General features: G+C 65.1%; 25 protein-coding genes and 1 tRNA gene. 18 read left to right on the top strand and 8 right to left on the bottom strand.

Annotated elements, in window-relative coordinates; genetic code table 11:
• Positions 1 to 32 precede the first annotated feature (32 nt).
• The 5 genes from rpsT to recF all read left to right on the top strand — a co-directional run bounded on the left by rpsT (position 33) and on the right by recF (position 5,113).
• Positions 33 to 296 carry a 30S ribosomal protein S20 gene (rpsT, locus tag GC148_RS13775; RefSeq protein WP_291071567.1) on the top strand — a complete coding sequence of 88 codons (264 nt, stop codon included), beginning with the start codon at positions 33 to 35 and terminating at the stop codon, positions 294 to 296.
• A 540-nt stretch (positions 297 to 836) separates the two neighbouring features.
• Positions 837 to 2,267, top strand: a complete 1,431-nt coding sequence (locus GC148_RS13770) for a chromosomal replication initiator protein DnaA (RefSeq protein ID WP_291071565.1) — start codon at positions 837 to 839, stop codon at positions 2,265 to 2,267.
• 189 nt (positions 2,268 to 2,456) lie between these two features.
• A complete protein-coding gene (gene dnaN, locus GC148_RS13765) occupies positions 2,457 to 3,578 on the top strand; it encodes a DNA polymerase III subunit beta (protein WP_291071563.1) in 1,122 nt (373 codons plus the stop codon).
• A 61-nt stretch (positions 3,579 to 3,639) separates the two neighbouring features.
• Positions 3,640 to 3,978: a putative quinol monooxygenase gene (locus GC148_RS13760; protein ID WP_366063963.1), complete on the top strand. Its 339-nt coding sequence runs from the start codon at positions 3,640 to 3,642 to the stop codon at positions 3,976 to 3,978.
• Positions 3,979 to 4,000: 22 nt separating this feature from the next.
• A complete protein-coding gene (recF, locus tag GC148_RS13755; protein WP_291071559.1) occupies positions 4,001 to 5,113 on the top strand; it encodes a DNA replication/repair protein RecF in 1,113 nt (370 codons plus the stop codon).
• Here the strand turns inward: recF and GC148_RS13750 are convergent.
• From GC148_RS13750 to GC148_RS13740, 3 genes are read right to left on the bottom strand one after another with little or no spacing between them, the layout of a single operon-like run.
• Complete coding sequence (locus GC148_RS13750; RefSeq protein WP_291071557.1) at positions 5,022 to 6,143, bottom strand: alpha/beta hydrolase; 1,122 nt, start codon at positions 6,141 to 6,143, stop codon at positions 5,022 to 5,024. The two genes, recF and GC148_RS13750, sit on opposite strands and share 92 nt — an antisense overlap.
• Positions 6,144 to 6,174: 31 nt before the next feature.
• Positions 6,175 to 6,639 (bottom strand): MarR family winged helix-turn-helix transcriptional regulator, encoded by a 465-nt coding sequence (locus GC148_RS13745; protein ID WP_291071555.1) that lies wholly within the window; start codon positions 6,637 to 6,639, stop codon positions 6,175 to 6,177.
• Between the two features lie 11 nt (positions 6,640 to 6,650).
• Positions 6,651 to 7,796 (bottom strand): hypothetical protein, encoded by a 1,146-nt coding sequence (locus tag GC148_RS13740; protein WP_291071553.1) that lies wholly within the window; start codon positions 7,794 to 7,796, stop codon positions 6,651 to 6,653.
• A 123-nt stretch (positions 7,797 to 7,919) separates the two neighbouring features.
• Here GC148_RS13740 and GC148_RS13735 point away from each other — a divergent pair, with 123 nt between their 5' ends.
• The 4 genes from GC148_RS13735 to GC148_RS13720 all read left to right on the top strand — a co-directional run bounded on the left by GC148_RS13735 (position 7,920) and on the right by GC148_RS13720 (position 10,216).
• On the top strand, positions 7,920 to 9,026 hold the full coding sequence (locus GC148_RS13735) for an S-(hydroxymethyl)glutathione dehydrogenase/class III alcohol dehydrogenase (RefSeq protein WP_291071552.1): 1,107 nt from the start codon (positions 7,920 to 7,922) through the stop codon (positions 9,024 to 9,026).
• A gap of 101 nt (positions 9,027 to 9,127) precedes the next feature.
• Positions 9,128 to 9,508 (top strand): VOC family protein, encoded by a 381-nt coding sequence (locus GC148_RS13730; RefSeq protein ID WP_291071550.1) that lies wholly within the window; start codon positions 9,128 to 9,130, stop codon positions 9,506 to 9,508.
• Positions 9,509 to 9,611: 103 nt separating this feature from the next.
• Entirely contained in the window at positions 9,612 to 9,917 is a 306-nt protein-coding gene (locus tag GC148_RS13725; protein WP_291071549.1) for a hypothetical protein, read from the top strand.
• A gap of 17 nt (positions 9,918 to 9,934) precedes the next feature.
• A complete protein-coding gene (locus tag GC148_RS13720) occupies positions 9,935 to 10,216 on the top strand; it encodes a hypothetical protein (protein WP_291071547.1) in 282 nt (93 codons plus the stop codon).
• A gap of 5 nt (positions 10,217 to 10,221) precedes the next feature.
• On the opposite strand, the gene GC148_RS13715 is transcribed toward GC148_RS13720, so the two are convergent.
• Positions 10,222 to 11,313 (bottom strand): glutathione S-transferase N-terminal domain-containing protein, encoded by a 1,092-nt coding sequence (locus GC148_RS13715; RefSeq protein WP_291071545.1) that lies wholly within the window; start codon positions 11,311 to 11,313, stop codon positions 10,222 to 10,224.
• A gap of 74 nt (positions 11,314 to 11,387) precedes the next feature.
• Between GC148_RS13715 and fghA the strand changes: the two genes are divergently transcribed.
• Positions 11,388 to 12,227 (top strand): S-formylglutathione hydrolase, encoded by an 840-nt coding sequence (fghA, locus tag GC148_RS13710; RefSeq protein WP_291071544.1) that lies wholly within the window; start codon positions 11,388 to 11,390, stop codon positions 12,225 to 12,227.
• Positions 12,228 to 12,231: 4 nt separating this feature from the next.
• Complete coding sequence (locus tag GC148_RS13705) at positions 12,232 to 12,753, top strand: DsrE family protein (RefSeq protein WP_291071542.1); 522 nt, start codon at positions 12,232 to 12,234, stop codon at positions 12,751 to 12,753.
• Positions 12,754 to 12,756: 3 nt separating this feature from the next.
• On the opposite strand, the gene hemN is transcribed toward GC148_RS13705, so the two are convergent.
• The gene (gene hemN / locus GC148_RS13700; RefSeq protein ID WP_291071540.1) at positions 12,757 to 14,112 is read right to left on the bottom strand and encodes an oxygen-independent coproporphyrinogen III oxidase; all 1,356 of its coding nucleotides are present in this window, start codon (positions 14,110 to 14,112) and stop codon (positions 12,757 to 12,759) included.
• A gap of 148 nt (positions 14,113 to 14,260) precedes the next feature.
• Here hemN and GC148_RS13695 point away from each other — a divergent pair, with 148 nt between their 5' ends.
• Both GC148_RS13695 and gyrB read left to right on the top strand, forming a co-directional pair.
• Positions 14,261 to 16,312, top strand: coding sequence for a DEAD/DEAH box helicase (locus tag GC148_RS13695; RefSeq protein WP_291071538.1), 2,052 nt, complete (start codon positions 14,261 to 14,263; stop codon positions 16,310 to 16,312).
• A gap of 164 nt (positions 16,313 to 16,476) precedes the next feature.
• Positions 16,477 to 18,918: a DNA topoisomerase (ATP-hydrolyzing) subunit B gene (gene gyrB, locus GC148_RS13690; RefSeq protein WP_291071536.1), complete on the top strand. Its 2,442-nt coding sequence runs from the start codon at positions 16,477 to 16,479 to the stop codon at positions 18,916 to 18,918.
• Positions 18,919 to 19,014: 96 nt separating this feature from the next.
• On the opposite strand, the gene GC148_RS13685 is transcribed toward gyrB, so the two are convergent.
• Positions 19,015 to 19,731, bottom strand: coding sequence for a VOC family protein (locus GC148_RS13685; RefSeq protein ID WP_291071534.1), 717 nt, complete (start codon positions 19,729 to 19,731; stop codon positions 19,015 to 19,017).
• Positions 19,732 to 19,848: 117 nt separating this feature from the next.
• On the opposite strand from GC148_RS13685, the gene GC148_RS13680 reads away from it, so the two are divergent.
• Both GC148_RS13680 and trxB read left to right on the top strand, forming a co-directional pair.
• Positions 19,849 to 20,835 (top strand): cation diffusion facilitator family transporter, encoded by a 987-nt coding sequence (locus GC148_RS13680; RefSeq protein WP_291071533.1) that lies wholly within the window; start codon positions 19,849 to 19,851, stop codon positions 20,833 to 20,835.
• Positions 20,836 to 20,917: 82 nt separating this feature from the next.
• Complete coding sequence (trxB, locus tag GC148_RS13675; protein WP_291071531.1) at positions 20,918 to 21,886, top strand: thioredoxin-disulfide reductase; 969 nt, start codon at positions 20,918 to 20,920, stop codon at positions 21,884 to 21,886.
• Position 21,887: 1 nt separating this feature from the next.
• Here trxB and GC148_RS13670 read toward each other — a convergent pair whose 3' ends face one another.
• Positions 21,888 to 22,604: a hypothetical protein gene (locus tag GC148_RS13670; RefSeq protein WP_291071529.1), complete on the bottom strand. Its 717-nt coding sequence runs from the start codon at positions 22,602 to 22,604 to the stop codon at positions 21,888 to 21,890.
• A 122-nt stretch (positions 22,605 to 22,726) separates the two neighbouring features.
• Between GC148_RS13670 and GC148_RS13665 the strand changes: the two genes are divergently transcribed.
• The 3 genes from GC148_RS13665 to GC148_RS13655 all read left to right on the top strand — a co-directional run bounded on the left by GC148_RS13665 (position 22,727) and on the right by GC148_RS13655 (position 24,508).
• Positions 22,727 to 23,854: an NAD(P)/FAD-dependent oxidoreductase gene (locus GC148_RS13665; protein WP_291071528.1), complete on the top strand. Its 1,128-nt coding sequence runs from the start codon at positions 22,727 to 22,729 to the stop codon at positions 23,852 to 23,854.
• A 57-nt stretch (positions 23,855 to 23,911) separates the two neighbouring features.
• Positions 23,912 to 23,988: transfer RNA gene (locus GC148_RS13660), tRNA-Met, on the top strand.
• A 184-nt stretch (positions 23,989 to 24,172) separates the two neighbouring features.
• Entirely contained in the window at positions 24,173 to 24,508 is a 336-nt protein-coding gene (locus GC148_RS13655; RefSeq protein ID WP_291071526.1) for a hypothetical protein, read from the top strand.
• Between the two features lie 280 nt (positions 24,509 to 24,788).
• Here GC148_RS13655 and GC148_RS13650 read toward each other — a convergent pair whose 3' ends face one another.
• Positions 24,789 to 25,109 carry a DoxX family protein gene (locus GC148_RS13650; protein ID WP_291071749.1) on the bottom strand — a complete coding sequence of 107 codons (321 nt, stop codon included), beginning with the start codon at positions 25,107 to 25,109 and terminating at the stop codon, positions 24,789 to 24,791.
• Between the last annotated feature and the right edge of the window lie 148 nt (positions 25,110 to 25,257).

The raw sequence follows: 25,257 nt of genomic DNA, 5'->3' as shown, positions 1-25,257 counted from the left end.
GGGGGTCTTTCCCGGGGCTCCAGGAGTTTACCATGGCGAATACCAAATCAGCCAAGAAAATGGTGCGCAAGATCGAAGCGCGCACCGAGGTCAACAAAGCCCGCCGCTCGCGCGTGCGCACCTATGTCCGCAAGGTCGAAGAAGCGATCGCTTCGGGCGACAAGGCCGCTGCAGCCGAAGCGCTGAAAGCCGCCCAGCCGGAAATCATGCGCGCCGTCACCAAGGGCGTCACGCACAAGAACACGGCTTCTCGCAAGGTTTCGCGCCTTTCGGCCCGTGTGAAGGCGATGGCCTGATCCACATTTGAAGCGCCGCTCCGGCGGCCTTGCAGAACAGCCCGCCGGGTTTGCCCAGCGGGCTTTGTTTTTTTGCGTGCTGCGTGCAAAAAAAAGGGCGCCGCCTGAAAACTCAGGTGCGTGATTTTCTACCTTTGAGAGTTTTCGAATAAGGGCAAATACGGGTGTGTTGCCAGGCTGCCAAGGCCGTAGATAAATCTGCTTTTTCCACAGCGATTTATGGAGGTCCCCGATTGACAGAACTTCTGCGAACAAACGTGATCGGACGCTCACTCGAAAGTTTTTTTCACATGACAAGCACATGAATTCTATGTGCATTTTTGGCACGACCCACAAGTCAACACGCTAATTGCGGCGTTCAAGAAAAAGAGGGACTTGTAATGGAATTGTGTGCCGAATAGTTTCGGCTTCGCCAGCTGATTTCGTCCCGGTAAAGAGTATTTTTTGCGTATCAGGCGGGGGCCTGCCGGGAACGTCGAGTGCGAGTTGGAAAGAGCGATCAAAACTAGAAACGGGGTCGGGTTGATGGACCGAAAAAGATTGTTTGCTTCTCGCGTAAACCAGGGAAACGAGAACCAGGAGGGTGTCGAGGCCACCGGGCAGCGGGTCTGGGAAGACGTGCAGGCTGTTCTGGCTTCGCGGTTGCCGCCGGAAGAATTTGACCGCTGGATTGCGGACCTCTGCCTCGTGGCAGAAGTGGATGGCGAGTTCCTGCTTGCTGCGCGTGATCCGGTCGCACTGGACCGCGTGAATACGCGGCACAAGCGTGAAATCGAGCGTCTCTGGGCGGGCATGGACCCGCAGGGCCGTGCGCTCAAATTGATCTGTTGGCGGACGGCTCCGGCGGAGCTGCGCGATCTGATCGGCGACCCGTGGGAAGCCGGCGCGGAAGCCGAGGCCGATGACGTGATGCCGGCCCCGTCGACCGGCGGACCTGCGATGACCTTTGACAACCTTGTGGTGGGTCCGTCGAACCAGATCGCCGCCGAGATGGCCAAGCGCATCGCTGCAGGGCTTCCGGCCGGCACACCGATCACGTTGCTCTACGGTCCGCAAGGCACCGGCAAGACGCATATCGTGATGTCGCTGCGGGCCGAGGTCGAAGTGCGCGATCCCAAGCGCAAGGTCGTCTACCTGACCGCCGAGGAATTCATGTCGGCCTATCTCGACGGCGTGAAGGCGCGCGACACCAGCGGCCTGAAGCGCCGCCTGCGCACCGCCGCGATCCTGATCGTCGATGACCTGCATCGCATCGCCGGAAAACCCGGCACAGAGAACGAGCTTTACCAGAACATCCGCGAGGTCACCGGCAATGGCGGACAGGTGGTTCTGGTCGGCGACGCGGCTCCGGGCGAGACCGTTGGCTTCGGTCAACGTTTGCGCGGAGAGATCAAAGGCGCCACGGCCGTCGAAGTCGGCCTGCCCGACGGGGCCATGCGCCGTGAAATCCTGACCCGCCTCGCCCGCCATATTGCGGCGAACCACCCAGACTTCCTCCTCGGAGACGACATGATTCAGAAACTGAATTCCGGCATCCGTGGCCCCGGCCGCGAACTGACCGGCGCGGTGTGGAGTCTCTTCACGGAAGCCAATTTCGGTGAAGAAACGCCCACCATGGACATGCTGGACCGCGTGATCCGCAGGCATTCGGGTGAAACGCGCGAGCCGACGATCGACGTGATCAAGAAGGCTACGCTCAAAGTGTTCCCGATCAACAAGACCGATCTGGAAGGGCCGAGCAAGATGCAGGCCTATGTCTACCCGCGCCAGATCGCGATGTACCTCTGCCGCACGATGACGCGGAAATCTTTCCCGCAGATCGGCCGGGCCTTCGGCAAGCGCGACCACACAACCGTGCTTTACGCGTTCCGCCGCATCAAGAAAGCCGTGCCGGACGATGTGCGCATTGCCGAGGACGTCGCCAAGGTCGAGGCAATCGTGCTGGACCTGCTCGAGAGCGGTCAAAGCTGACGCTGGACCTGCGGGCCGGGCCCGCAGGCGCTTGGCTTTTTCGAGAACTTGGTTAAGGGTCTCCAGCCCGCTCCGGGACCGGAGCGGGCTGATTCCCGGTATGACCGGGAACCGGACCCCGACGGAAGCAGAAACTAGAAGACCTGGGAAAGCGGCGCTGCGGCTTCCCCGTGATGGACGGACCCGAAGATGAAACTGACGATCGAACGCGGTGCCCTGCTGGATGCGTTGAGCCACGTGCAGAACATTGTCGAACGCCGGACGACAATCCCCATTCTGTCCAACGTGCTGCTGGAAGCAAAGAAGGGCGAGCTACGCCTGACGGCGACCGATCTCGACATCGAAGCGATCGACTCGGCCGAGGCGAAGGTGTCGCGCGACGGCGCCGTGACAGCACCGGCCGGCACACTGTTCGACGTCGTGCGCAAGCTGCCGTCGGGCGCGGAAGTGCAGATTGAGCTGGACCCCGAGACGCAGCGCCTGGTGCTGACCGCCGGCCGCTCGAAGTTCGAACTGCCGACCCTGCCGGCGGCCGATTTCCAGACGATGGCGTCCGATGAAGGCAGCGTGCAGTTCAGCCTCGGCGCCCGCGACCTGGCGCGCCTGATCGACAAGACCCGTTTCGCGATCTCGACCGAGGAGACCCGCTATTACCTGAACGGCGTGTACCTGCATGCGGCCAAGAATGATGCCGGCAAGCCGGTGCTGCGCTCGGTGGCGACCGATGGCCACCGCCTGGCGTTGGCCGAGCTGAAAGCGCCCAAGGGCAGCGACAAGCTGACCGGCGTGATCGTGCCACGCAAGACCGTCAACGAGATCCGCCGCCTGATCGACGGACGCGAGGACGATGTGGCGGTGGAAGTGTCCGACACCAAGATCGTTGTGCGCGCCGGCCGCGCCGTGCTGACCTCTAAGCTAATCGACGGCTCGTTCCCCGACTATGCGCGCGTCATCCCGAAGGGCAATGACAAGAAACTGACCGTCGACAACAAGGCCTTCGAAGCCGCAGTCGACCGCGTCTCGACCGTTTCTGCAGAGCGCTCGCGCTCGGTGAAGCTGAGCCTCAGCGAAGGCCGGCTGACCCTGGCGGTGAACCATGCCGAGACCGGCGCGGGCAACGAGGAAATCGAAGCCGAGTATAGCGCCGACCCGATGGAGATCGGCTTCAACGCGAAGTACCTGCTCGACATTGCCGGACAGATCGAAGCCGACGAGGCCGAGTTCATGTTCAACGATCCGGCCTCCCCTGCCCTGGTGCTCGACCCGTCTGACGAGTCTGCGCGCTACGTGCTGATGCCGCTTCGCGTCTAGGCGCGTGATCCAGACGCTGCACCGGCGGGAGGTCCTGATCGGCGCGGCAGCGCTTGCAGGCCTGGCGGCATGTGCCACCAGGCCGGAACCGGAGACGGCCATGTATGGACTGATCGGAAAATTCGCGGCAACGCCCGGCGCGCGCGACCGGCTGTCGGCGATCTTGCTCACAGGCCTGCGCGATATGCCGGGCTGCCTGAGCTATGTCGTGGCCAACGATCCGGCCGACCCCGATGCATTGTGGATCACCGAAGCCTGGGACTCGCCGGAGAGCCACCGGGCCAGCTTGGCATTGCCCTCCGTGCAGGCGGCGATTGCCGAAGGCCGGCCGCTGATCGCAGGCATGCAGCGCATTGCTGAAACCCAGCCCGTCGGCGGGCATGGTCTGACAGGCGCCTGATACAGGCGCGGCGAAGGCCCGGATGACCGCTCTTACCCGTCTCACCCTCACCGACTTCCGGAATTATGAGAGCCTCGCCCTGAAGCTCGATGGACGGCCGGTGTGCCTTTATGGCGCGAACGGGGCGGGAAAGACCAACCTTCTGGAAGCGGTGAGCCAGTTCGGCCCCGGGCGCGGTCTGCGGGCAGCGACGCTGGCGGAGATGACCCGGCATGGCGCGCCGGGCGGCTGGACCATCGCGGGAACCCTCGACGACGACCAGAAGATCGGCGTGTCGCTCGACCAGGGCGGCACGGCGAAGCGTTCGGTGCGGATCGATGGCGCACCCGCGAGCCCCGGGGACCTCGCTGAGCGGATGCGTATCCTTTGGCTGACCCCGGCGATGGACGGCGTGTTCCGGGGCGGCGCGTCGGAGCGTCGGCGGTTCTTCGACCGCATCGTGATGGCACACCAGCCCTCGCACGGCACGGCGGCCTCGCGCTACGAGAAGGCGCTGGCGGAGCGCAACGCGCTGCTGGAGCGCGGGCATGTCGATCCGGCCTGGGCCGATGCCATTGAGGCGCGGCTGGCGGAGGCGGGCGCGGAGCTGGCGGTGAACCGCGCGCTGGTGCTGAGTGAGCTGCAGGCGGCCATCGACGCGCGCCCGGACGGGCACTTCCCAAAGGCCGACCTGTCACTGGAGGGCGAGGCCGAAGCGGCGGCGCTAAAGGGCGAGGATTTCCGCACGATCTTCGACCTGCTGACCGATGCTTATCGCAGCGGGCGGCGGCGCGACATTGCAGCGGGGCGGACGCTGAGCGGGCCGCACCGGTCTGACCTCGGCGTGATCCACCGGCCATCCGGCGCGCCGGCGGGCGAAGCCTCGACCGGCCAGCAGAAGGCCTTGCTGATCGGGCTGGTGCTTGCCTCGGCAGGTGCGCTGTCCGAGAGCGGCACGGGACCGGCGCCGCTGCTGTTGCTGGACGAGGCGGTGGCGCATCTCGACCCCGACCGGCGCACGGCGCTGTTCACTGAACTGACGGCGATGAACGGTCAGGCCTGGCTTACTGGCACCGACTTGTATTTATTCGAGACGTTCGGCACGGGCGCACAGAAGGTTCGCGTGGATAGATCTTCTGCGACTGTTGAGGCGTGACCTCGAGCGGCGGCTGATCGAAGCCGAATTCGTCGTCGATGGCCGTATCGCCCGCCACTTCATCCACAGCCTCCAGCTCATCGTTGAACCAGCGCGCTTCCTGCTCGAACCAACCAGTGAGGATCGGGTTCACATCCTGGTGACGCTTATAGTTCAGGCCGTGATCAGCGCCTTCCAGCACATGCAGGTCAGCTTTCGGCATCGTTTCGGCGAACTTGTCGGCGCTGGAGATGAGGACTGTAGGATCCTTGTCGCCGAACACGGCGGCCACGGGAATGCCGGTCGCGGCGAGCGCGCGGTACGTGTCCTCGCGGCCGGAGAGCGGAAAGTGGCGGACGGTCGACAGGAGCGCGCCGCCATAGCCGCGATATTTCATCTGCTCACGGAAATCTCCCTGAAGCCGGTTCTCCGGCGCAAGGCCGGACTCGTCATACTGCGGGTCATCCATGATGTTCTTCATCACCACCATCCGCCAGATCCAGTCGCCGATGACCGGCGTGCGGACGAGATCGGCCCGGAAGCCATCGAGGCCCGCGACGTCGAATCCCGCCGGCACGAACAGGAAGACGCGCGCGACCCGTTCGGGATGGCGCACGGCGAATTCCGCCACGATGGGTCCGCCCATCGACAGGCCGACGAGGCCGACCGGTTCCTTGATCGACAGGGCATCGAGCAGCGCGAGGAGTTCCCAGTCGTAGAAATCGGTGTCGTATCTCGAATCCGGCCGGTCGGACCAGCCTCGGCCGAGATGGTCGAACTGCAACACCCGGAAGCCGGCATCGCGCAGGGCGGCAGCGTTCTGCTCGAAGATGAAGCCGGGTGTGGAATAGCCGTGGATCATGACGATCAGCGGCGCGCCTTCACGGCCTGAGAAACGGTAGTGCACCTTAGCGCCGGGCAGCTGCACGAACTGGCCGGGCGCGCGCGCGCGTTCGATGTCATCAAGCGGCTTGAGGCTGCTGCCCGCAGCCCACCAGCTTGTGCCCATGGCGAAGGCCAGAAGGCCGATGACCCAGACTACCCACTTCATGACATCCTCCCACCACCCGATGATGTCGGGTTCAGCGGTGCGTGTCGAGCCAGATCCGCAATCGTTCTAGCGTGGGGAGAATTTCGCGGGCGAGCGCGGGCGGAAATCCCTCAGGAAGATCTGTCAGCGCCGGCTGCAGCGCCTTGAGCGCCTCGTCGCGCGCGGCCCGGCCAGCGGCGGTCAGGACGACGCGCTTGCTGCGGCCATCCTCTGCATCCGGATCGAAGCGAATGAAGCCTTTTGCTTCCAGACGCTGCAGGGTGCTCGTCATGGTGCCCTTGGTGACCTGGAAAGCGGCGGCCAGTCGCGCCGGCCCCCAGCCATCGCCCAGCCGGACGCAGTGGTTGAGCAGGCCGAACTGGGCCATGGTCAGGCCGTGCGGAAGGATCCGCTGGAGCCGGTTTGCCGACAATTGCGCGATGATGCCGATCTCGTTGAAGAGCTGGAAATAGACCGCGCCGGCGTCGGCGGGGGCTGGCCTGGATCTGGGAGACACGCGCGTCTCCTTCATGTCGCGAACAAGGCGTTCAGACCCCGGCGCGGGGCATGCACGACCGGCGGCGCATAGCCGACCCGGACCAGCATCTGTACCCGGGCGGCGCCGCCGACAAGTGTGTGCACTTCGTCATAGAGTTCTGCCATCTCGGAATACTCCTGAAGCGTCTGGCTCCACGGATGCACGGCGAGCCCCTGCCCGGCGGCTTCCAGGGTAAGGCGCATGTAGGCGCGGCCCGCCGCGATCTGGCCGGCACGGTCGGCGCCGTCATTCGTCAGCCAGGCAAACGCGCGGGCCGATGCCGCGCGGGCGCGGAACATGTCGAGCCCCTGTCGGAAGGCGGCCGAGTCCGGATCAGCCAGCGTTTCGCGCGTCACCGCGCCCACGAGGTGGCCCAGCCCCATGACCGGGCCTTCGAGCGTGAGGCCGTCGCGGTGCGCCGCGACTTCGGCCGGACCGATCCGCATCAGGTCGATGCTCTCCTGCATGGTGTAATCGGTGAGGGATTCGCGCTCATGGCCGCGCCAGGTGAGGTCGCGCAGACGGGCGGCGAGGTCGTCATTGCTGCACGTGTCGGCCTCCGTCCCGAAGGCGGTGCCGGCGGCAGCGAGGGCGGCGAGCTTTTCCGGCTCGACATCGCGGGGCGCATAGACCTCCCGGTTGGTCAGTCGGGCCAGCACGTGCGCGAACAAGGGATCCGGCGTGGCCGCACTCGGGGTAAAGCGCACCTGCGCCACTGGGCGCGCGTCGAGGCGGTCGGTGACGTCACCCGCGCCTTCCGGGAACGGGACGATCTCGGCGCTGTAGCCCTCCTCCGCCGCAGCGAGCCGCAGGAGTTCTAGGAAAGCGCCGCAGCCAATGACGATCTGCCGGTCGAACGGATCGGTGGCGGGCAGCAGGCGGCCAAGATCGGCATGGAGCGTCAGTGCATCATCGCCGTCGAGACGCACGATCCAGGGCTGGCGGTTGTGGGGGTTGGGCGCAAGCAACGCATAGGACAGGAAACGGCGGCGGTACTCGGCGGGCTGCCCCGCCGTGCGCCAGGCCTCGCGGGCGGCCCGGGAAGGCTGGTTCAGCGCGACAAAGCCGCCAGCGCCGGCCGCGGCGAGCACGATGCCGCCGCCAATCAGTTTCAGGACACCTCGCCGGGAAGACATGGAGCGCTCCATTTGGTGCGATGTCATACTTTTTAATTTGATACCGAACCTTTGTCAAGACCCGGGAGGTAGATTCGCTGGGCGGAGCGGATTAGGTAGGACCGGAAACAAGGAGACCTCCCCATGAAGACACGCGCCGCCGTCGCCTTTGAAGCCAAGAAACCGCTCGAGATTGTCGAGCTGGACCTGGAGGGGCCGAAGGCCGGCGAAGTGCTGGTGGAAATCATGGCGACGGGCATCTGCCACACGGACGCCTATACGTTGGACGGGCTGGACAGCGAAGGCCTCTTCCCGAGCGTACTGGGCCATGAAGGCGCAGGCATCGTGCGCGAAGTGGGCGCGGGCGTCACCAGCGTGAAGCCGGGCGATCATGTGATCCCGCTCTACACGCCGGAATGCCGCCAGTGCAAAAGCTGTCTTTCCGGCAAGACAAACCTCTGCACCGCCATCCGCGCGACGCAAGGCAAGGGCCTGATGCCGGACGGAACGAGCCGGTTCAGCTACAAGGGCCAGACGATCTATCACTACATGGGCTGTTCGACCTTCTCGAACTTCACCGTGCTGCCGGAGATCGCGGTGGCGAAAATCTGCGAGGACGCGCCGTTCGACAAGGCCTGCTATGTCGGCTGCGGCGTGACGACGGGCGTCGGCGCTGTGGTCAACACGGCGAAGGTGCAGGTCGGCGACAATGTTGTCGTGTTCGGCCTCGGCGGCATCGGCCTCAACGTGATCCAGGGCGCACGCATGGCGGGCGCCGACATGATCGTCGGCGTCGATATCAATCCGTCCAAGGAGGAATGGGGCCGCAAGTTCGGCATGACGCATTTCGTCAATCCGAAAGAGACCAAGGATGTGGTGGCGCACATTGTCGAGATGACGGGCGGCGGAGCGGACTATTCTTTCGATTGCACCGGCAACACGATCGTGATGCGCCAGGCGCTCGAGTGCTGCCATCGCGGCTGGGGCACGTCAGTCATCATCGGCGTGGCTGAAGCCGGCAAGGAAATCAGCACACGGCCTTTCCAGCTGGTAACCGGGCGCAACTGGCGCGGCACGGCCTTCGGCGGCGCCAAAGGCCGCACGGACGTGCCGAAGATCGTCGACTGGTACATGAACGGCAAGATCGAGATCGACCCGATGATCACGCACGTGATGACCCTCGACAAGATCAACGACGCGTTTGAACTGATGCACGAAGGCAAGAGCATCCGCAGCGTGGTGGTGTATTGACGGCGCGAACCAGCACAGAAGTTTTTGGTTGGCAGGGCCAGCTTTGAAGCGCAGATAGTGCGCCACGTGCGCTCCGGGTTGGACGCACCAGGGAGAAAAATATGTACAGCCACATGATGGTCGGGTCGAACGACATCGACAGATCGAAGAGATTCTACGACGCGCTATTTACCTCGGTGGGCGGCAAGCCGGGCATTACCGATCCCAAGGGCCGGCTCGTCTACCTGCACAATGGCGGCGTGTTCCTCGTGACCCCTCCGATCGACGGGCAACCGGCAACACATGGCAACGGCATGACGATTGGCTTTGCCATGGCAACCACCGATCAGGCCGATTCCTGGCACAAGGCCGGCGCGGCGGCGGGCGGCAAGCCCATCGAGGATCCGCCGGGCTGGCGCGGTGAAGGACCGGGCGCGCTTTATCTGGCCTATCTGCGCGACCCCGATGGCAACAAGCTCTGCGCCCTGCACCGCGCTGGCTGAGTGAGCAGGGCTCCGTGATGGCTGGCCGGCAGAACCGGCCCGTTGCGGAGCCCGCATTCCTGCACTGCGGCGCGACCGGCGCTGGCCAGAACGAGGTAAACGGATGACCAGCGAAACAACCGCCGGCGGCTTCACGCACTATGCCATCGTGGCAGACGGCCGGATTGTCGAGGCCAATGCAGAGTTCGGTACAGAGCCCGGCCCAGCGGTCATTTCCATGAAGGCCTGGGCTAGCAATGCCGAAGAGGCCGCCGACATGATTGTGGAGGTTAGCAACCGGTTTGGCTTCAAGCTGGCCGGGGAAATCGAGATCTATGTGACGGCGCCCGACGCTGAAGCCAAAGATCATCCGTTCGGATACGATGTCGGCTTCTCGCGTTATGACGATGGCGGCCGGTCGCTGAACTAGACCCCGGACGCCGCAATTTGCCCGCCGATACGCCCCAGCTCGATGCCTTCAAGTCCGGCGCCATGGTGTGGATCATCGATGCGGCAATCGCTGACGGCAATGCGATCGACGTGATTGCGCCGTGGACCAAGGCGCTGGTGGCGCACATGCGCGATCCGCTATCGGCGCCGCTGCGGGCGCGAATCTCTGAACGTTTCCCATCGCTCGAACATTTCACCGAGGCCGCCACCCTGCACATGACGGCTCATGAGGGGTATATCGAGGACGAATTTTCCGTCTCCTTTCCGCTGGCGCGCTGAAACGCTCAGGCCAATTTCAAGCGGAAGTCCGCGCGGTGGATGCGGGCGGGCAGGCGGAACGTCATCAACGGCGCGCCGCCAAGCGCATCGAGCCAGGCCTCTGCCCGCGTCTTGTCTGCGGCGCTCATCGCCTCGATCTCGTCGGTGACCGCCTGCAGGCGCCAGAGCGGGAAACTGCGCGCTGCGCAGCTGCCCTCGAAGCCGCCGGTCTCGAACTCGATCATGCCGAAGCCGCGCGGCAGGTCTGCGCTGGGTGTCATGCCGGCCGCCCATTTGCCGAACAGTTCTGCCGTCTTGACCAGCGCGGGCATCTGGTCGTGCATCTGTACACGGAGGATCGGCGAGAGCGTCTCGGGCACGACATCGTCCGGCGCGAGCGTCCCGTCCCTGCCCTCGCCGGCCTGCACTCGGCGCACAAAGTCCGCCACGCGGGGCGCGAGCTTGTTCATCAGCCGGCCGCTTTCCGGATCGCGCAGCAGGTGGGCGTAGAGCGGGCCGTTGAGCGCGAAATCGCCCAGCGAGGCGCGAGCGCCGAGAAGATAGGGGTGGCGCTCCAGATGCGCGGTCAGATCGCGCAGGAAGGTCTCGTAAGCGGCCTCGATGCCGTCGCGCGTTTCTTCGCTGACGCCCAGCATCGGCAGCGCGCCCTTGAAGCGTTCGCCATTCTTCTTGCCAATGGCGTATTGCTCGGCGAGCGGCGCGTCCGGCGCCGAGATCGCACCGAATTCGCGGTAGGCCCAGTCTTCGTTATAGTTCCATCGGTAGTGCATGGCGGGCAGCACCAGCCACTCATCCGCGAAGAGTTCGAACAGGCGCGAGGCGAGACGCTGCAACGCGCCCTCCGGCATCGCCGGCGGCGAGGCCTTTTCCAATGCCTCAACCGAATCGAGAATGTCGGCAGTGTCCTGCACGATCCGGCCGTCCGGCATTTCCAATACCGGGATCACCGGCCAGCCAACCTTCGGCAAGATCACGTCGCGGTAGACCTCGCGCGTCGCGAGGCGCTCTTCGAAGTCGACCCCGCGCCAGCGCAGATAGGCCCTAGCCTTGCCGGAGAAATAGCTCACTTCGGCGCCAAAGAGCACGTAACGATTCAAAACTGGCCTCCCGCCTTGATGGCCGATGTTCTATCGGGGCATTGTGGCCCCGGTTCAAGAGAGTAAGCAGCGACATGGCACTGATACCTGTATCTTCCTGGAAGTCCTTCGGTGGCACCCTTTCGGTGCACGACCATGCGAGCGCGGTGCTGGGCTGCACCATGCGCGTTGCCGTCTATACCCCGCCGCAGGCCGCCCACGGGCCGGTGCCTGTGCTGTGGTATCTTTCCGGACTGACCTGCACCTGGGCAAACATGATGGAGAAGTCCGGCGTGCAGGAGCATGCGGCGCGCCACGGCCTGATGATCATCGCGCCGGATACCAGCCCGCGCGGCGAGGATGTGCCCGATGATGAGGCGTATGACCTAGGACAAGGGGCCGGCTTTTACCTGACGGCTACGCAGGCGCCCTGGTCGACGCATTACCGCATGGACGAGTACATCACCGATGAACTGCCCGGCCTGATCGCCGCAAATTTCCCGGCCAACATGGCGCGTCAGGGTATCTTCGGCCATTCGATGGGCGGGCACGGCGCGATCACGCTGCACCTAAAGCTTCCGGGTACGTACAAATCCTGCTCGGCCTTCTCTCCGATCACGTCGCCGGCCCGCGTGCCCTGGGGCGAGAAAGCCCTCACCGCCTATCTGGGGCCCGTCTCGGTCGCCTGGGAACAGTACGATTCCACCGAACTTGTGAAGGAGCGCCAGAGCCGCGCAACGATCCTGGTCGATACCGGCACGGCCGACACGTTCCTCGAAACGCAGCTTAAACCGGAGATCTTCATCGCGGCCTGCGAAACGAATGGCCAGCGGCTCGACTACCGCCTTCGCGAAGGATACGGTCACGATTATTATTTCATCGCAACCTACATGGACGAACACATCGCCCACCATGCTGGTGCCCTCAAGGAGTGATCTGATGCGCTTGGCCGTTCTTGCCGCTGCTGCCTTTTGTCTAACCCTGCCGGCATTCGCCGGGCCTGAGGACTTTGTTGCCGGGCCGCGCGTGCCTTCCTTCGGCAAGACCGCTCCGGTGCCGGGCACGGCGCTGCCCGCCGATGCGCACTTGAAGGTGGCGTTCGACATCTCCGCCGCCAGCGAAGGCGACGCGGTCAACCGCAATCTCGACAGCGCGGCGCGCTTCCTGAATATGCATGCGCTGGCGGGCGTTCCGGATCCGTATGTGTCGGTCGCGATCGTGGTGCACGGGCCGGCGGCGATCGACCTCGTGAACGACGCGAAGCGCGGCGGGCCGAACCCGAACGCGCCGCTGATTGCCGAGCTGGTTGCCGCGGGGACTTCGATCCAGCTCTGCGGGCAGACGGCTGCAGCACGCGGCATCACGCCGGACGACCTGCTGCCCGGCGTCACGCTCGCGCTGTCGGCCATGACGGCGCATGCCCTGCTGCAGCAGCACGGCTACACGCTGAATCCGTTCTGACGTTCAGACCGCCTTGGCGTGGCGCGCTGTGTCTTCAACGGCCGGCGTACGTCCGTCGAAGCACTGCGCCACCGTGCGCAGGAATGGGCGGGCGGCGGGCGGCACGGTTACAAGGCTGCCATCGACTTCGCACAGGCCTGCCGGCACCAGCGCCCGCGCGCGTTCCAGCGCGCCGTCGAGGCTGCCTTCGGCCGCGCCCATCTCGCGGCACACCGCCCAGGCATCAACACTGAGCTGGCACATCAGCTGCTCGATTGCGCGGGCACGCAGACGATCCTCGTCGGTGAGAGCGATGCCGCGTTCGACTGGCAGACAGCCGTCTACAATCGCTTCGCCCCAGGACTTCCGGTCTTTCAGGTTCTGCACGAAGCCTCCGCGGAACTGCGAGATCGAAGTGGCGCCGATGCCGATCAGCGTCTCGTGCGGATCATCCGTGTACCCCTGGAAGTTCCGGCGCAGCCGCCTTTCCCTCGCAGCGAAGGTCAGCGGATCGTCGGCCCGCGCAAAGTGATCCAGTCCGATCAGTTCATATCCAGCCGCACGCAGCACTTCGGTGGCCGCTTCGGCCTGTTCGAACCGCGCTTCAAGGCCAGGCAGCGCGTCTGCGTCTATGGCCTTCTGGTGCTTGGCAAACCAGGGCACGTGCGCATAGCCGAACACCGACACGCGGGCTGCGCCCATCTCGGCGGCAAAGCGCGCCGCGGTGACGACATCGCCCACGGTCTGATACGGCAGGCCGTACATCAAGTCCATGTTGATCGCCTTGACGCCCGCGCTGCGCAGATCGTTGACCAGGCGGGCCACCATCTCCGGCGGCTGGATGCGGTTGACGGCCGTCTGCACGTCCGGCGCCAGCGTCTGCACGCCGAGGCTCGCCCGTGTGACACCGGCAGCGGCGAACGCCTCCACCTGGCCGTCATGCATGGTGCGCGGGTCAAGCTCGACTGCGATCTCGGCGTCCGGGCGAATACCGAATTCGCGGCGCAACGTCTCGACCAGCGCGGCAAAGTCACCCGGCTGGAGCGCGTTCGGCGATCCGCCACCGAAATGAAGGTGACCAATGCCGCCATGCGAACCCAGCGCAGCAGCCCAGAGCGCGATTTCCGCCTTCAGCCGCCCGGCATAGTCGCGCACCCGGCGGTAACCATTCGGCACGCTGGTGGCGCAGCCGCAATACCAGCAAAGCGTCTCGCAGAAGGGCACGTGAAGGTAAACGGAGATTGGTTCGCCCCGGGCCACATCAGCGGCCCACCGGCGCGCCTCCAGCTCGCCGGTGGCCGCAGAGAAGTCTGCGGCTGTCGGGTAGCTGGTATAGCGCGGGACCGCGCGCGACGCGAAAGGGATCCATGCGGGTTTCATGGTTGCGGACGTACACGTCCCCTTGCGGGAACACCCTAAGGGATTTCCCCTAAACCAGCGCCGGATGGGCTTCAGTTACGGCAGGTTGGGCGTAGCCGCAGGCCTCCAAACGTGCCAATAGGCCGGATTGACGCCCGAAAGCCCGTACATGAACCTCCCCGATACCTTACCCGCCGCACTCGCCGGCGCCCTGTCCGCACGCGGATATACCGATCTGACGCAGGTGCAGTCCGCCGTCCTGGTGCCGCACCTGGCCGACAAGGACCTTCTCGTTTCCGCCCAGACAGGCTCCGGCAAGACCGTCGCCTTCGGCCTCGCCATGGCGGAAGATCTCCTCTCCGGTGAAGACACGCTCGCCCCGGCCTCTGCCCCGCTGGCGCTGATCGTCGCACCAACGCGCGAACTGGCCATGCAGGTCGCCCGCGAACTCACTTGGCTATACGGCATCGCCAATGCCCGCCTCGCCACCTGCGTGGGCGGCATGGACATGCGCGACGAACGCCGCGCGCTGGAACGCGGCGCGCATATCGTGATCGGCACGCCCGGCCGCCTCGCCGACCACATCAAGCGCGGCTCGCTGGTGACCGCCGGCGTGCGCGTCGTGGTGCTCGACGAAGCCGACGAGATGCTCGACATGGGCTTCCGAGAGGAACTCGAACTGATCCTCGAGGGCACGCCCGAAGAACGCCGTACCCTGATGTTCTCGGCCACGGTGCCGAAAGGCATCGCCGCGCTCGCCTCCCGCTACCAGAAGAACGCCGCGCGCGTGACCACCGAAGCGGAGAAGAGCCAGCACCTCGACATCGAGTACAAGGCCATGCTGGTCGCCCCCGGCGACGAAGAGAACGCCATCGTCAACATCGTGCGCCATTCGGATTCCGAAAGCGCGCTGGTCTTCTGCTCCACCCGCGCCGCGGTGAACAAGCTGATGAGCCGCATGGGCAACCGGGGCTTCCCGGTCGTCGCCCTGTCGGGAGAGCTGAGCCAGAAGGAGCGCTCCAACGCCCTGCAAGCCCTGCGCGATGGGCGCGCCCGCGTCTGTATCGCCACCGACGTCGCCGCGCGCGGCCTCGACCTGCAGAATCTCGGCCTCGTGATCCATGCCGACCTGCCGCGCGATCCGGCCACCCTGCTCCACCGTTCCGGCCGCACCGGCCGCGCGGGCCGCAAGGGCGTCAGCGCCATGCTGGTTGCGCCCAAAGCCCGCCGCCGCGTCGAACGCCTGCTGCAGGATGCCAAGATCTCCGCCACCTGGGGCAAGCCGCCTTCCGCCGACGAGATCGCCCGCCTCGACGATGAGCGCCTGCTGGCGGATCCGCGTCTGTCGCGTCCGGTTCACGAAAGCGAAGAAGCGATCATCTCGGCCATGCTGGACCTGCACGGCCCGCAACAGGTGGCAGCAGCCTTCCTGCGCCTCTCGCGCGAAGGCCGCTCGGCGCCCGAGGACCTGCGCGATGTCGATGACCGGCCACCGCGCCGGGACAAGCCGGAGCGCGACTGGGACCGTCCCGAACGCGCACTGCGTGAGCGCGCCGAACGTGCCCCCCGCGAAGAATGGACGCCGCGCGAGGACCGCGCCCCGCGCGAGAAACGCCCGCGCACCGAGCGCGCCGACATTCCGGGCGCCGTGTGGATCGCCATCAATGTGGGCCGCAAGAAGAATGCCGATCCGAAATGGCTGCTTCCAATGTTGTGCAAAGCCGGCGGCCTGGCCCGCGACGATATCGGCCAGATCCGCATTAATTCGGGCAACACCCATGTCGAGTTGACGCCGAAAGGCGCGCAGCAATTGTTCGACACCGTGGGCGAGTCCGGCCGCCTGGAAGGTAGCCTGCAGGCGTTTCCGTTGCCGGGTGTGCCAGAACTGGAACCGTTCTCCTCCGACACGCCGCGCCGCGAGCGCCGCGAGGATCAGCCCCGCCCGGCCTACAAGAAAGACCGCCCGCCCGCCTCTCGCGGCGAACGGCCGGCCGCTCCGCGCGAACGCACGCGCGACGAAGCCCCGTCGCGTGCCTTTTCGCCGGTGGATTATGTGCAGGACGACCGAGCAAAGCCCGCCAAGGGTGGCAAGGGACGTCCGAAACCGGGCGCAGGCGGACCGCGCGGCAAGACTGGTTTCAAGGGAAAGACCGGGTTCTCCAAGGGCGGAAAACCGGGCGCAAAACCGGCAAACCGCAAGCCGCCCGGCGGGTTCGACTAGACCCCGCGCAATCTGGCTCAGAATCCCGCCGCAACACCTTGTTCCGGCGGGGTTTTTTCGCTCGCTTTTGCGACTGCGAAATAACCCCCGGAGACGTTCCCTTGGCGGGGTAAACCCTCTATAATTCGGGACTTCTACGAGAATCACCGAGAAAGAACTTCCACATGGCGGATGACACGATCCCCGAAGGCCCTGAAACGGGCGAAGGCGACTATGGCGCGGACTCCATCAAGGTCCTGAAAGGCCTCGATGCGGTGCGCAAGCGCCCCGGCATGTATATCGGTGACACCGACGACGGGTCGGGCCTCCACCACATGATCTACGAAGTCGTCGACAACGCGATCGACGAGGCCCTCGCCGGCCATGCCGACCGCGTGACGGTGACGCTGTTCCCCGACGGCTCTGCCGAGATCACTGACAATGGCCGCGGCATTCCGGTCGGCATGCACGCCGGCGAAGGCGTCTCGGCGGCGGAGGTCATCATGACCCAGCTGCACGCGGGCGGGAAGTTCGACCAGAACTCCTACAAGGTCTCCGGCGGCCTGCACGGCGTGGGCGTGTCGGTGGTGAACGCGCTGTCCGATTGGCTGGACCTGACGATACACCGCGAAGGCTTCGAGCATTTCGTGCGCTTCATCGATGGCGGCCGTGTCGAGGCCCCGCTGGTCAAGCGCGGCCCCTCGCCGAAGCGTGAGAATGGCAAGCCCTACACCGGAACCGCCGTGCGCTTCCTGGCATCGTCTTCGACGTTTACGATGACCGACTATGACCGCAAGACGCTGGAACACCGTCTGCGCGAGCTCGCCTTCCTGAACTCGGGCGTGAAGATCATTTTCCGCGATGAGCGCGATGCCGAGCCCTACGAGGTCACCCTGCAATATGAGGGCGGCGTCAAAGCCTTCGTCCAGCATATCGACCGCCAGAAGCAATCGCTGATCGGCGAGCCGGTCTATGTGATCGGCGAGAAGGACGGCATCACCGTGGAAGCGGCGCTGGAATGGACCGACAGCTATCACGAGTCCGTGCTCTGCTTCACCAACAACATCCCCCAGCGCGACGGCGGCACGCACCTAGCCGGCTTCCGCGGTGCGCTGACGCGCATCATCAACAAGTATGCCAACGAAACCGGCATCGCGAAGAAATCGAAAGTCGAGATTTCCGGCGATGACGCCCGCGAAGGCTTGACCTGCGTGCTCTCAGTCAAGGTGCCGGACCCGAAATTCAGCTCACAGACGAAAGACAAGCTCGTCTCGTCCGAAGTGCGCCCTGTGGTCGAAAGCCTGATCGGCGAGAAGCTCGGCGAGTGGTTCGAGGAGAACCCGAAAAAAGCCGTCCAGATCATGGAGAAGATCGTCGAAGCAGCTGCCGCGCGCGAAGCCGCCCGCAAGGCGCGCGAACTGACGCGCCGCAAGTCGGCGCTCGACATCACCTCCCTGCCCGGCAAGCTGGCGGACTGCCAGGAAAAAGACCCCGCGAAGTCCGAGATCTTCATCGTCGAGGGTGACTCGGCCGGTGGCTCTGCAAAGCAGGGCCGCAGCCGCGACAACCAGGCGATCCTGCCGCTGCGCGGCAAGATCCTGAACGTCGAGCGCGCGCGCTTCGACAAGATGCTGTCGTCCGATCAGGTCGGTACACTGATCATGGCGCTCGGCGCCGGTATCGGCCGCGACGAGTTCGACATCAACAAGCTGCGCTATCACAAGATCATCATCATGACCGATGCTGACGTCGACGGTGCGCACATCCGCACCCTGCTGCTGACCTTCTTCTATCGTCAGATGCCGGAGATCATCGAACGCGGATACCTCTACATTGCCCAGCCGCCGCTCTACAAAGTGACGCGCGGCCGGTCCGAGCGTTATGTGAAGGACGACGCCGAACTGGAAGCCTACCTCATCGAGGAAGGCACGAGCGGCGAAACGCTGATCCTGCATGACGGCACGCAGATCGGCGGCGAAGACCTGCGCGACCGTGTGCGCCAGGCCGCAAACTTCCGCGCCAGCCTGCGCCGGCTTGCCCTGCGCGCACCGGCCGACCTCATCGAGCATGCCGCCCTCGCCGGGGCGCTCGCCCCGAATGCGGGCGAGGCCGAAGCGCAGGAAACGGCCAAACGCCTCAACTGGCTGGCCGAAGAAGGCGAAGACACCTGGGCTGGCCGCTTTGTCGAAGGCGCGCTGGTGCTGCAACGCACCGTGCGCGGCGTCGATGAGACCGCCGTGTTGCCCCCGGCGCTGATCGCCAGCCAGGACGCCGTGCGCCTGGCCGAGCGCGCCGCCGGCGTCGCCGAGCTTTACGGCACGCCGTCAATCCTGCGCCAGGAAAAGGGCGGCGACATTGCCGTACACGGACCAGCCAGCCTTCTCGATGCGGTGCTGGAATCCGGCCGCAAGGGGATGAAGGTCCAGCGCTACAAGGGCCTCGGCGAAATGAACGCCGACCAGCTTTGGGAAACTACGCTCGACGCCAACGCCCGGACCCTGCTGCAGGTCAAGGTCGAACACGCCGACGAAGCCGACGAACTCTTCACCAAACTGATGGGCGACATCGTGGAGCCCCGCCGCGAGTTCATCGAAGAGTTTGCGCTGGAAGCCGAGGTGGATGTCTAGGCATCAGGCCAACTTGCCCTGAAGCTTAGCGACTCAATTCTGGATCCCGGCTTTCGTGCGCCGGGACGATCGGCAAATCGAGCGCGAGCTTTCAGCTCAGGAGAGCACCAACCCCACGCCGCCCACACGCACTTCGTTGCCCGTCACGACCAGACCCCTTGCCTTCGCCCGCGCCAGCGCTGCCTCCTTATCCGGCAGGCCGATCTGGAACGCCACCATCCGCTCTTCCGCACCTTGACGAAACTCGAGCACCGCATCGCGTAGCGCCACGCGGCCAGCCTCGGCTTTCACGCCCAGCGCCTCGGCCCAGCGCGCAGCCATCCGCTGCGGCTCCACCGTGTGGATCACCGCCCCCGTCAACTTCCCCGGAACGCTGCGTTTCTCCCAGTCCGGCCCGCCCCAGCGCCAGCTGCTTGCGGGGCGCGCCTCGTCGAGGGAGACGATGGCCGCGCCCATGTCAGCGGGATGAAGGTGGCTCGCGGAGATGTCCGGTAGGTCGGCGTTCCACACGCGGCGGATCTTCAGCGCATCGACCCGCGCGCGCGTCGCCGCAAGGTCATCCGTCTGGAAGATCGCCATGTAGCCGCCCTCCCCGCCCCGGGCGAGGAAACGGCCCGCCGGCGCCGTCAGCGCGGTGGGCACCACGACCTCCAGGAACTGGTCACCAATCGCGTAGACCCGGTTGACCAGGCCGAATTCCGCCACGCCCGGATCGGGAAACCCTTCCCCAAGGCCCAGAACCTCTGCCAATGCCTCCGCGACATCCAGTGTTTCAGCAGCAATCACGAGTTGCCGCAGCCGAACTCCGGCCATTTTGTCCTCCCTAGCATACATTGATTGATGCTTGTCTGGTGAGCATAGGCCCAACTCGGGACGTAATGCTATCACGCGCCCGTTGACCCCGCCCGAAACCCGCGCCACCTCCGCCTCATGCACGATCACGCCCCCTCCGACTGCCCCGCCGAAAGCGCCCACAACCATGCCCATGCGCATGGCCTGGCCCATACACACGACCATGCAGGGCACGCCCACCACCAGCACCATGCCGACATGGCCACCGCCGATGCCCGACGCCGGGTCGTGCTCGCCGCGCTGCTGACGGGCGGATTCATGCTGGCGGAAGTCATCGGCGGGCTCCTGTCCGGCTCGCTCGCCCTGCTGGCAGACGCGGCCCACATGCTCACCGATACCGGATCGCTGCTGCTGGCCTGGCTCGGCTATACGCTATCCGCTCGGCCGGCCGATCCGGCGCGCAGCTTCGGCTTCGGCCGGATGAAGGTGCTCGCCGCCTTCACCAACGGCGTGCTGCTGATCCTGCTGGCGGCCTGGATCGTCTGGGAGGCCGTCCACCGCCTGTTCAATCCCGTGGAAATCACGGGCGGGCTGATGCTGGGCGTCGCGGTGCTCGGCCTCGTGGTCAATGTGATGGCCTTCGCCATCCTGCATGGGGGCGAGCACAAGGACGACCTGAACCTGCGCGGTGCGCTATGGCACGTGGCCGGCGACATGCTGGGCTCGGTCGCGGCCATCCTGGCCGCCGCCCTGATCCTCTGGCAGGGCTGGATGCTGGCCGACCCGCTGCTCTCCATCCTCGTGGCCGGTCTTGCCCTCTTCGGCGGCGTGCGCATCGTGCGGGAGTCCGGCCATATCCTGATCGAGGGCACGCCCCATGGCCTCGAAGCCAGCCGGATCATCGCCGACTTGAAAGAACACGTCGACGGTGTGTCGGACGTCTCCCACGTCCACGCCTGGGCGCTGACCGAATCGCGACCGCTGGTGACGCTGGAAGTCATCACCCGGCCCGGCGCGAATGCCGAATCGGTGCGCCGCGCGGTCAAGGAACGCCTGGCACACGCCTTCGGCGCCAGCCACGCCACCGTGGAAGTGATCGGTGAAGTGAGCCCGTCTGCCGCATAGCCGCATTGCGAAGGCGTCCGCAGCGCTTTAACCCTCGGAATCAGCGCCCATATAGCGGCAACGAACTCGACGGGAGGCCCGGATGGCCGAGACCAAGCACGCAGAAATCCTCATTATCGGCTCCGGCCCGGCCGGCTGGACCGCCGCGATCTATGCCGCGCGCGCCCTGCGCGACACGCTGGTCGTAACCGGCGCGCAGCCGGGCGGCCAGCTGACCATCACCACGGAAGTCGAGAACTATCCGGGCTTTGCCGAGATCCAGGGCCCTGAACTGATGGTGAAGATGCAGGAACACGCCGAGAAAATGGGCGCGAAGGTCGAGAACGACCATATCGCCAGCGTGGATTTTACCTCGCGCCCCTTCAAGGCCGTCGGCGACAGCGGCACGGTCTACACGGCCGATGCCGTGATCATCTCTACCGGCGCGCAGGCAAAATGGCTCGACCTGCCGAGCGAGCAAAAATTCAAGGGCTTCGGCGTTTCCGCCTGCGCCACTTGCGACGGCTTCTTCTACCGAGGCCGCGAAGTCATGGTCATCGGCGGAGGCAACACGGCCGTGGAAGAAGCCCTCTTCCTCACCAACTTCGCCTCGAAGGTCATCGTGGTGCACCGCCGCGACCAATTCCGCGCCGAGAAGATCCTGCAGGACCGCCTGTTCAAGAACCCGAAAGTCGAAGTGATCTGGGATTCGGCGCTGGACGACGTGATCGGCGACGAAAACCCGCTCGGCGTGACCGGCGCACGCATCCGCAACGTGAAGACTGGCGAGACGCGCGACATCCCGGTACACGGCGTCTTCATCGCCATCGGCCATGCGCCGTCTACGGAGCTTTTCGTGGGCAAGCTGCCGATGCGCGAGAACGGCTACCTGATCACCGAGCCCGGCTCCACCCGGACTTCCATCCCGGGCGTCTACGCGGCCGGCGACGTCACCGACGAGACCTACCGCCAGGCCGTCACCGCCGCCGGCATGGGCTGCATGGCCGCGCTGGAAGCCGAACGCTGGCTGTCCGAAGAAGCCGCACACGCCGAGGCGGTCGCGGCGGAATAGGCTAGTGCATTCGGTTCGCGATGTCTTCGACGTCGCGGGCCCGCTTGCTGGTGAGCTCGTTCAGCAACGTCTCCGCCCGCTTCTGCATCACACGTTCGAGATCAGTCTGCGGATCAATTGCAAGGGCCGCCTCCAGCTCTGATTCGATTTGGCTGCGGTACTTCTTCGCATCGAAGGCTGCCAGCGCGCGGGCCCATTGCCAGCGCAGGCCGGCATCGTCCGGCGCCAGTCGGATCGCTTCGGCATAGTCGGCGCCCGCCGTCTTCAGGCTGGCGCCCAGCATGGCGGCGCCCAGCGTGCCGCCCCGCCGGTGCACCTCGACATGCCACACCGCCAGGAAGCCGAGCGCGTAATGGTTTGCCGGATCGTCAGAAAGCACCGCTTCGGCCAGCGCCTTGGCCTCCGGTCCGTACCCGGACCTGTTCGCCTCCCCGAGGCTCATCGGCCGGGTCAGAAGCGACAACGCAATCGCCTTCTGCAGGCGCCCTTCCCCATGCCGCGGATCGAGCGCCAGCGCCGCATCGGCCGAGGCCAGCGCCTCGCGGATCAGTGCCGGATCAGGTTCCAGACTGGAACACATCGTCTTGGCAAGTGTCGCGCGCGCCTTCAGCGCATAGGCGTCTGCGCTCGGCCCGGCCGCGCTCGCCTCCACCAGCGCCGCATCGTAGCGCCCGGCCCGAAAGGCATCATTGGCGCTCGCCATGTCGGCGGAGGCCATCGGAGCCGCTAAGACAACGCACGCGGCGAGAATCAGGCTGCGGATACGCATTAGTCCTGATACTAGACCGTTTCAGGCCGTCCGGCGAGCGGGCGGCGCAAACAGGCGGACCCCGGCGGCGCATGGCAGACAGTTTCGAGGCAGACGTGGTGATCATCGGCGCGGGCGTTATCGGCCTCGCGTGCGGGCGCGCGCTGGCCCGGGCCGGCCGCGAAGTGATCATCCTGGAAGCCGAAGACCAGATCGCCATGCACACCTCCTCGCGCAATTCCGAGGTGATCCATGCCGGCCTATATTATGCGAAGGGCAGCCTCAAGGCGCGCCACTGCGTTCACGGCCGGCGCCTGCTCTATGCCTATCTCGATGCGCACGGCGTCACGGTGAAACGCTGCGGCAAGCTTGTGGTCGGCGTCGGAGAAGAATCCGCCGGCCTGCCGGCCATCATCGCCCGGGCCGAGGAGAACGGCGTGGAAGAGCTGCGTCTCCTCGACGGCGCCGGCGCCCGCAAGGTCGAGCCCGCCCTCAGCGCGCAGGTCACCGGCGCCATCCAGTCGCCCGTCTCGGGCATCTTCGACAGCCATGCCTATTTCCTCGCCCTCCAGGGCGAGCTGGAGGATGCCGGGGGCTCCATCGCCTTCGGCACGCCGATGCTCTCGGGCGCCGTCGAGACCGGCCATGTCCGCCTCGAGACCGGCGGCGACACGCCCACCACCATCCTCGCCCGCACAGTGATCAATGCGGCCGGCCACCATGCGATCCGCATCGCCGGCGCCATCGAAGGCCCGCACACGGCCCACCTGCCGGCGCCGCACTATGTGAAGGGCAGCTATTTCACCATCCAGGGCCACACGCCCTTCTCGCGGCTGATCTATCCCATGCCGACCTCGTCCAGCCTCGGCCTGCACCTGACGATCGACCTCGCCGGGCGCGGCAAGCTGGGTCCAGATGCCGAATGGCTTCCGGACGAGGCCCGCCCACCCTTCGACTATCAAGTGGACCCAGCCCGCGCGAAACTGTTCCACGCCGAGATCACCCGCTTCTGGCCCGGCCTGACGATCGAGCGCCTGAGCCCCGACTACGCCGGCGTGCGGCCCAAACTGGTGCCCAAAGGCGCCCCGTCGGGCGATTTCCGCATCGAGGGCCCCGAAACCCATGGCAGCCCCGGCCTGATCAACCTCCTGGGAATCGAAAGCCCGGGCCTGACCTCATCGCTGTCGATTGCAGAGCATGTCAGGGAATTGGCAGGATAGGGCGCTTGCACGCTCCCGCCCCAATGTGTATCAGGCGCCTTCGCTGATGCGGCGAATGGTTCGGTAGCTCAGCTGGTTAGAGCGCGCGACTCATAATCGCGAGGTCGAGAGTTCAAGTCTCTCCCGAACCACCATTCACCGCCCTGATTTTGATCAACTTTTGTCTGGTCGATCTGAAACTCGGAGATCGAACTAACACGCAACTGACACGCAACGCGCTGCAGGAAGTCGTCGATTGCGGCGGTCGACTTGAAAAGGTAGGCCGGGTCGAACGGCGCGTACACCTAAAAAAAGCCCGAGGCCGGGCTGGAGGACGCCTTGAAGTCGAACCGGCTGCTGCCTTCTGCGCTATTGATCGCAGTTCAAGTGATAGATGTCCTTGTCCACTTCCTAGTGGATCAGACCGAGCCAATGCGGATTGCATCGAATACGATCGTCTTGCTCGCGGCGCTGTGGTCACTCAGTGGCGCGGCGCATTCCAGAGCGGCTATTGCTCTCGCTGGCACAGCTTACCTGGGTTTGAATGCGTTTTTTCTTTTCCAGAATGGCCTGATTAATCCCGCTACGAATGCGATGCGCATCCCTCTCTTCGGCTTTGTTGGAGCAAGTCTGCTGCTGATCGCATGGCTGGAGAAGCGAATTAGAACCCGCTAGAGAAGGATACGATCGCCGAAGGCAAACCGCTTGGCCGATATTCGCTTTTGTGCCCGAAATGGGCATGAACTAGCAGAGAGTCTATGGCTGCTTTCGGCGAAGTCCGGCCTGGTTCCCTTGAGGCAGCCGAACGACAGCACTTAGGTGACCCTGCCGGTCGCTGAGATAGAACATCAGAGCCGAGCTGGCCCTATTCAGACATCCGGCACAGTCCGCCGAACGTCGGTGTCCGCAGGCTGCTGAAGGCAAGGCTCCGTCATCTGGTTGGTGAATGCATTCCTCACCCCTTGGCGCGGAAGAGGGCTTCCATGCTCAGCATAGGCGCTCCGGCTTTCGCGAGCAGCAACAGTCCCCCCGCCATCGACACGTTTTTCAGAAACATGATCTGCTGGATCTGGTCATAGAAATCGCGATGGAAGATGAGCGCGGTGATGATGCAGAACCCCGAAAGCAGGAACGCAACCGTTCGCACGCGAAAGCCAACCAGCAACGCCGTGCCTGTTCCCAGCTCAAATGCAATGGCCGGAACGAGAAGTGCGCCGGGCAGGCCATAGGCCTCCATATAGCCCTGCATGGCGGCGAAACCCGCGATCTTGGACAGGCCGGAAATGTGTTTCGGCGTGCAAGTTTGACCCCTTAGACGGGGTTATCGGCGTCCAACTTTGACCCCCCGTTTGGAGTGTTTGACCATCCGCGTTTTGGTAGCGGATGGAGCTGGAGTTGAAGGGCGTGGATACGATTGCGCGGGT

Origin of the sequence: Hyphomonas sp., assembly GCF_016125515.1 — a bacterium.
Taxonomy (GTDB): Bacteria; Pseudomonadota; Alphaproteobacteria; order Caulobacterales; family Hyphomonadaceae; genus Hyphomonas.
This window is presented reverse-complemented; position numbering and strand designations above follow the sequence as displayed.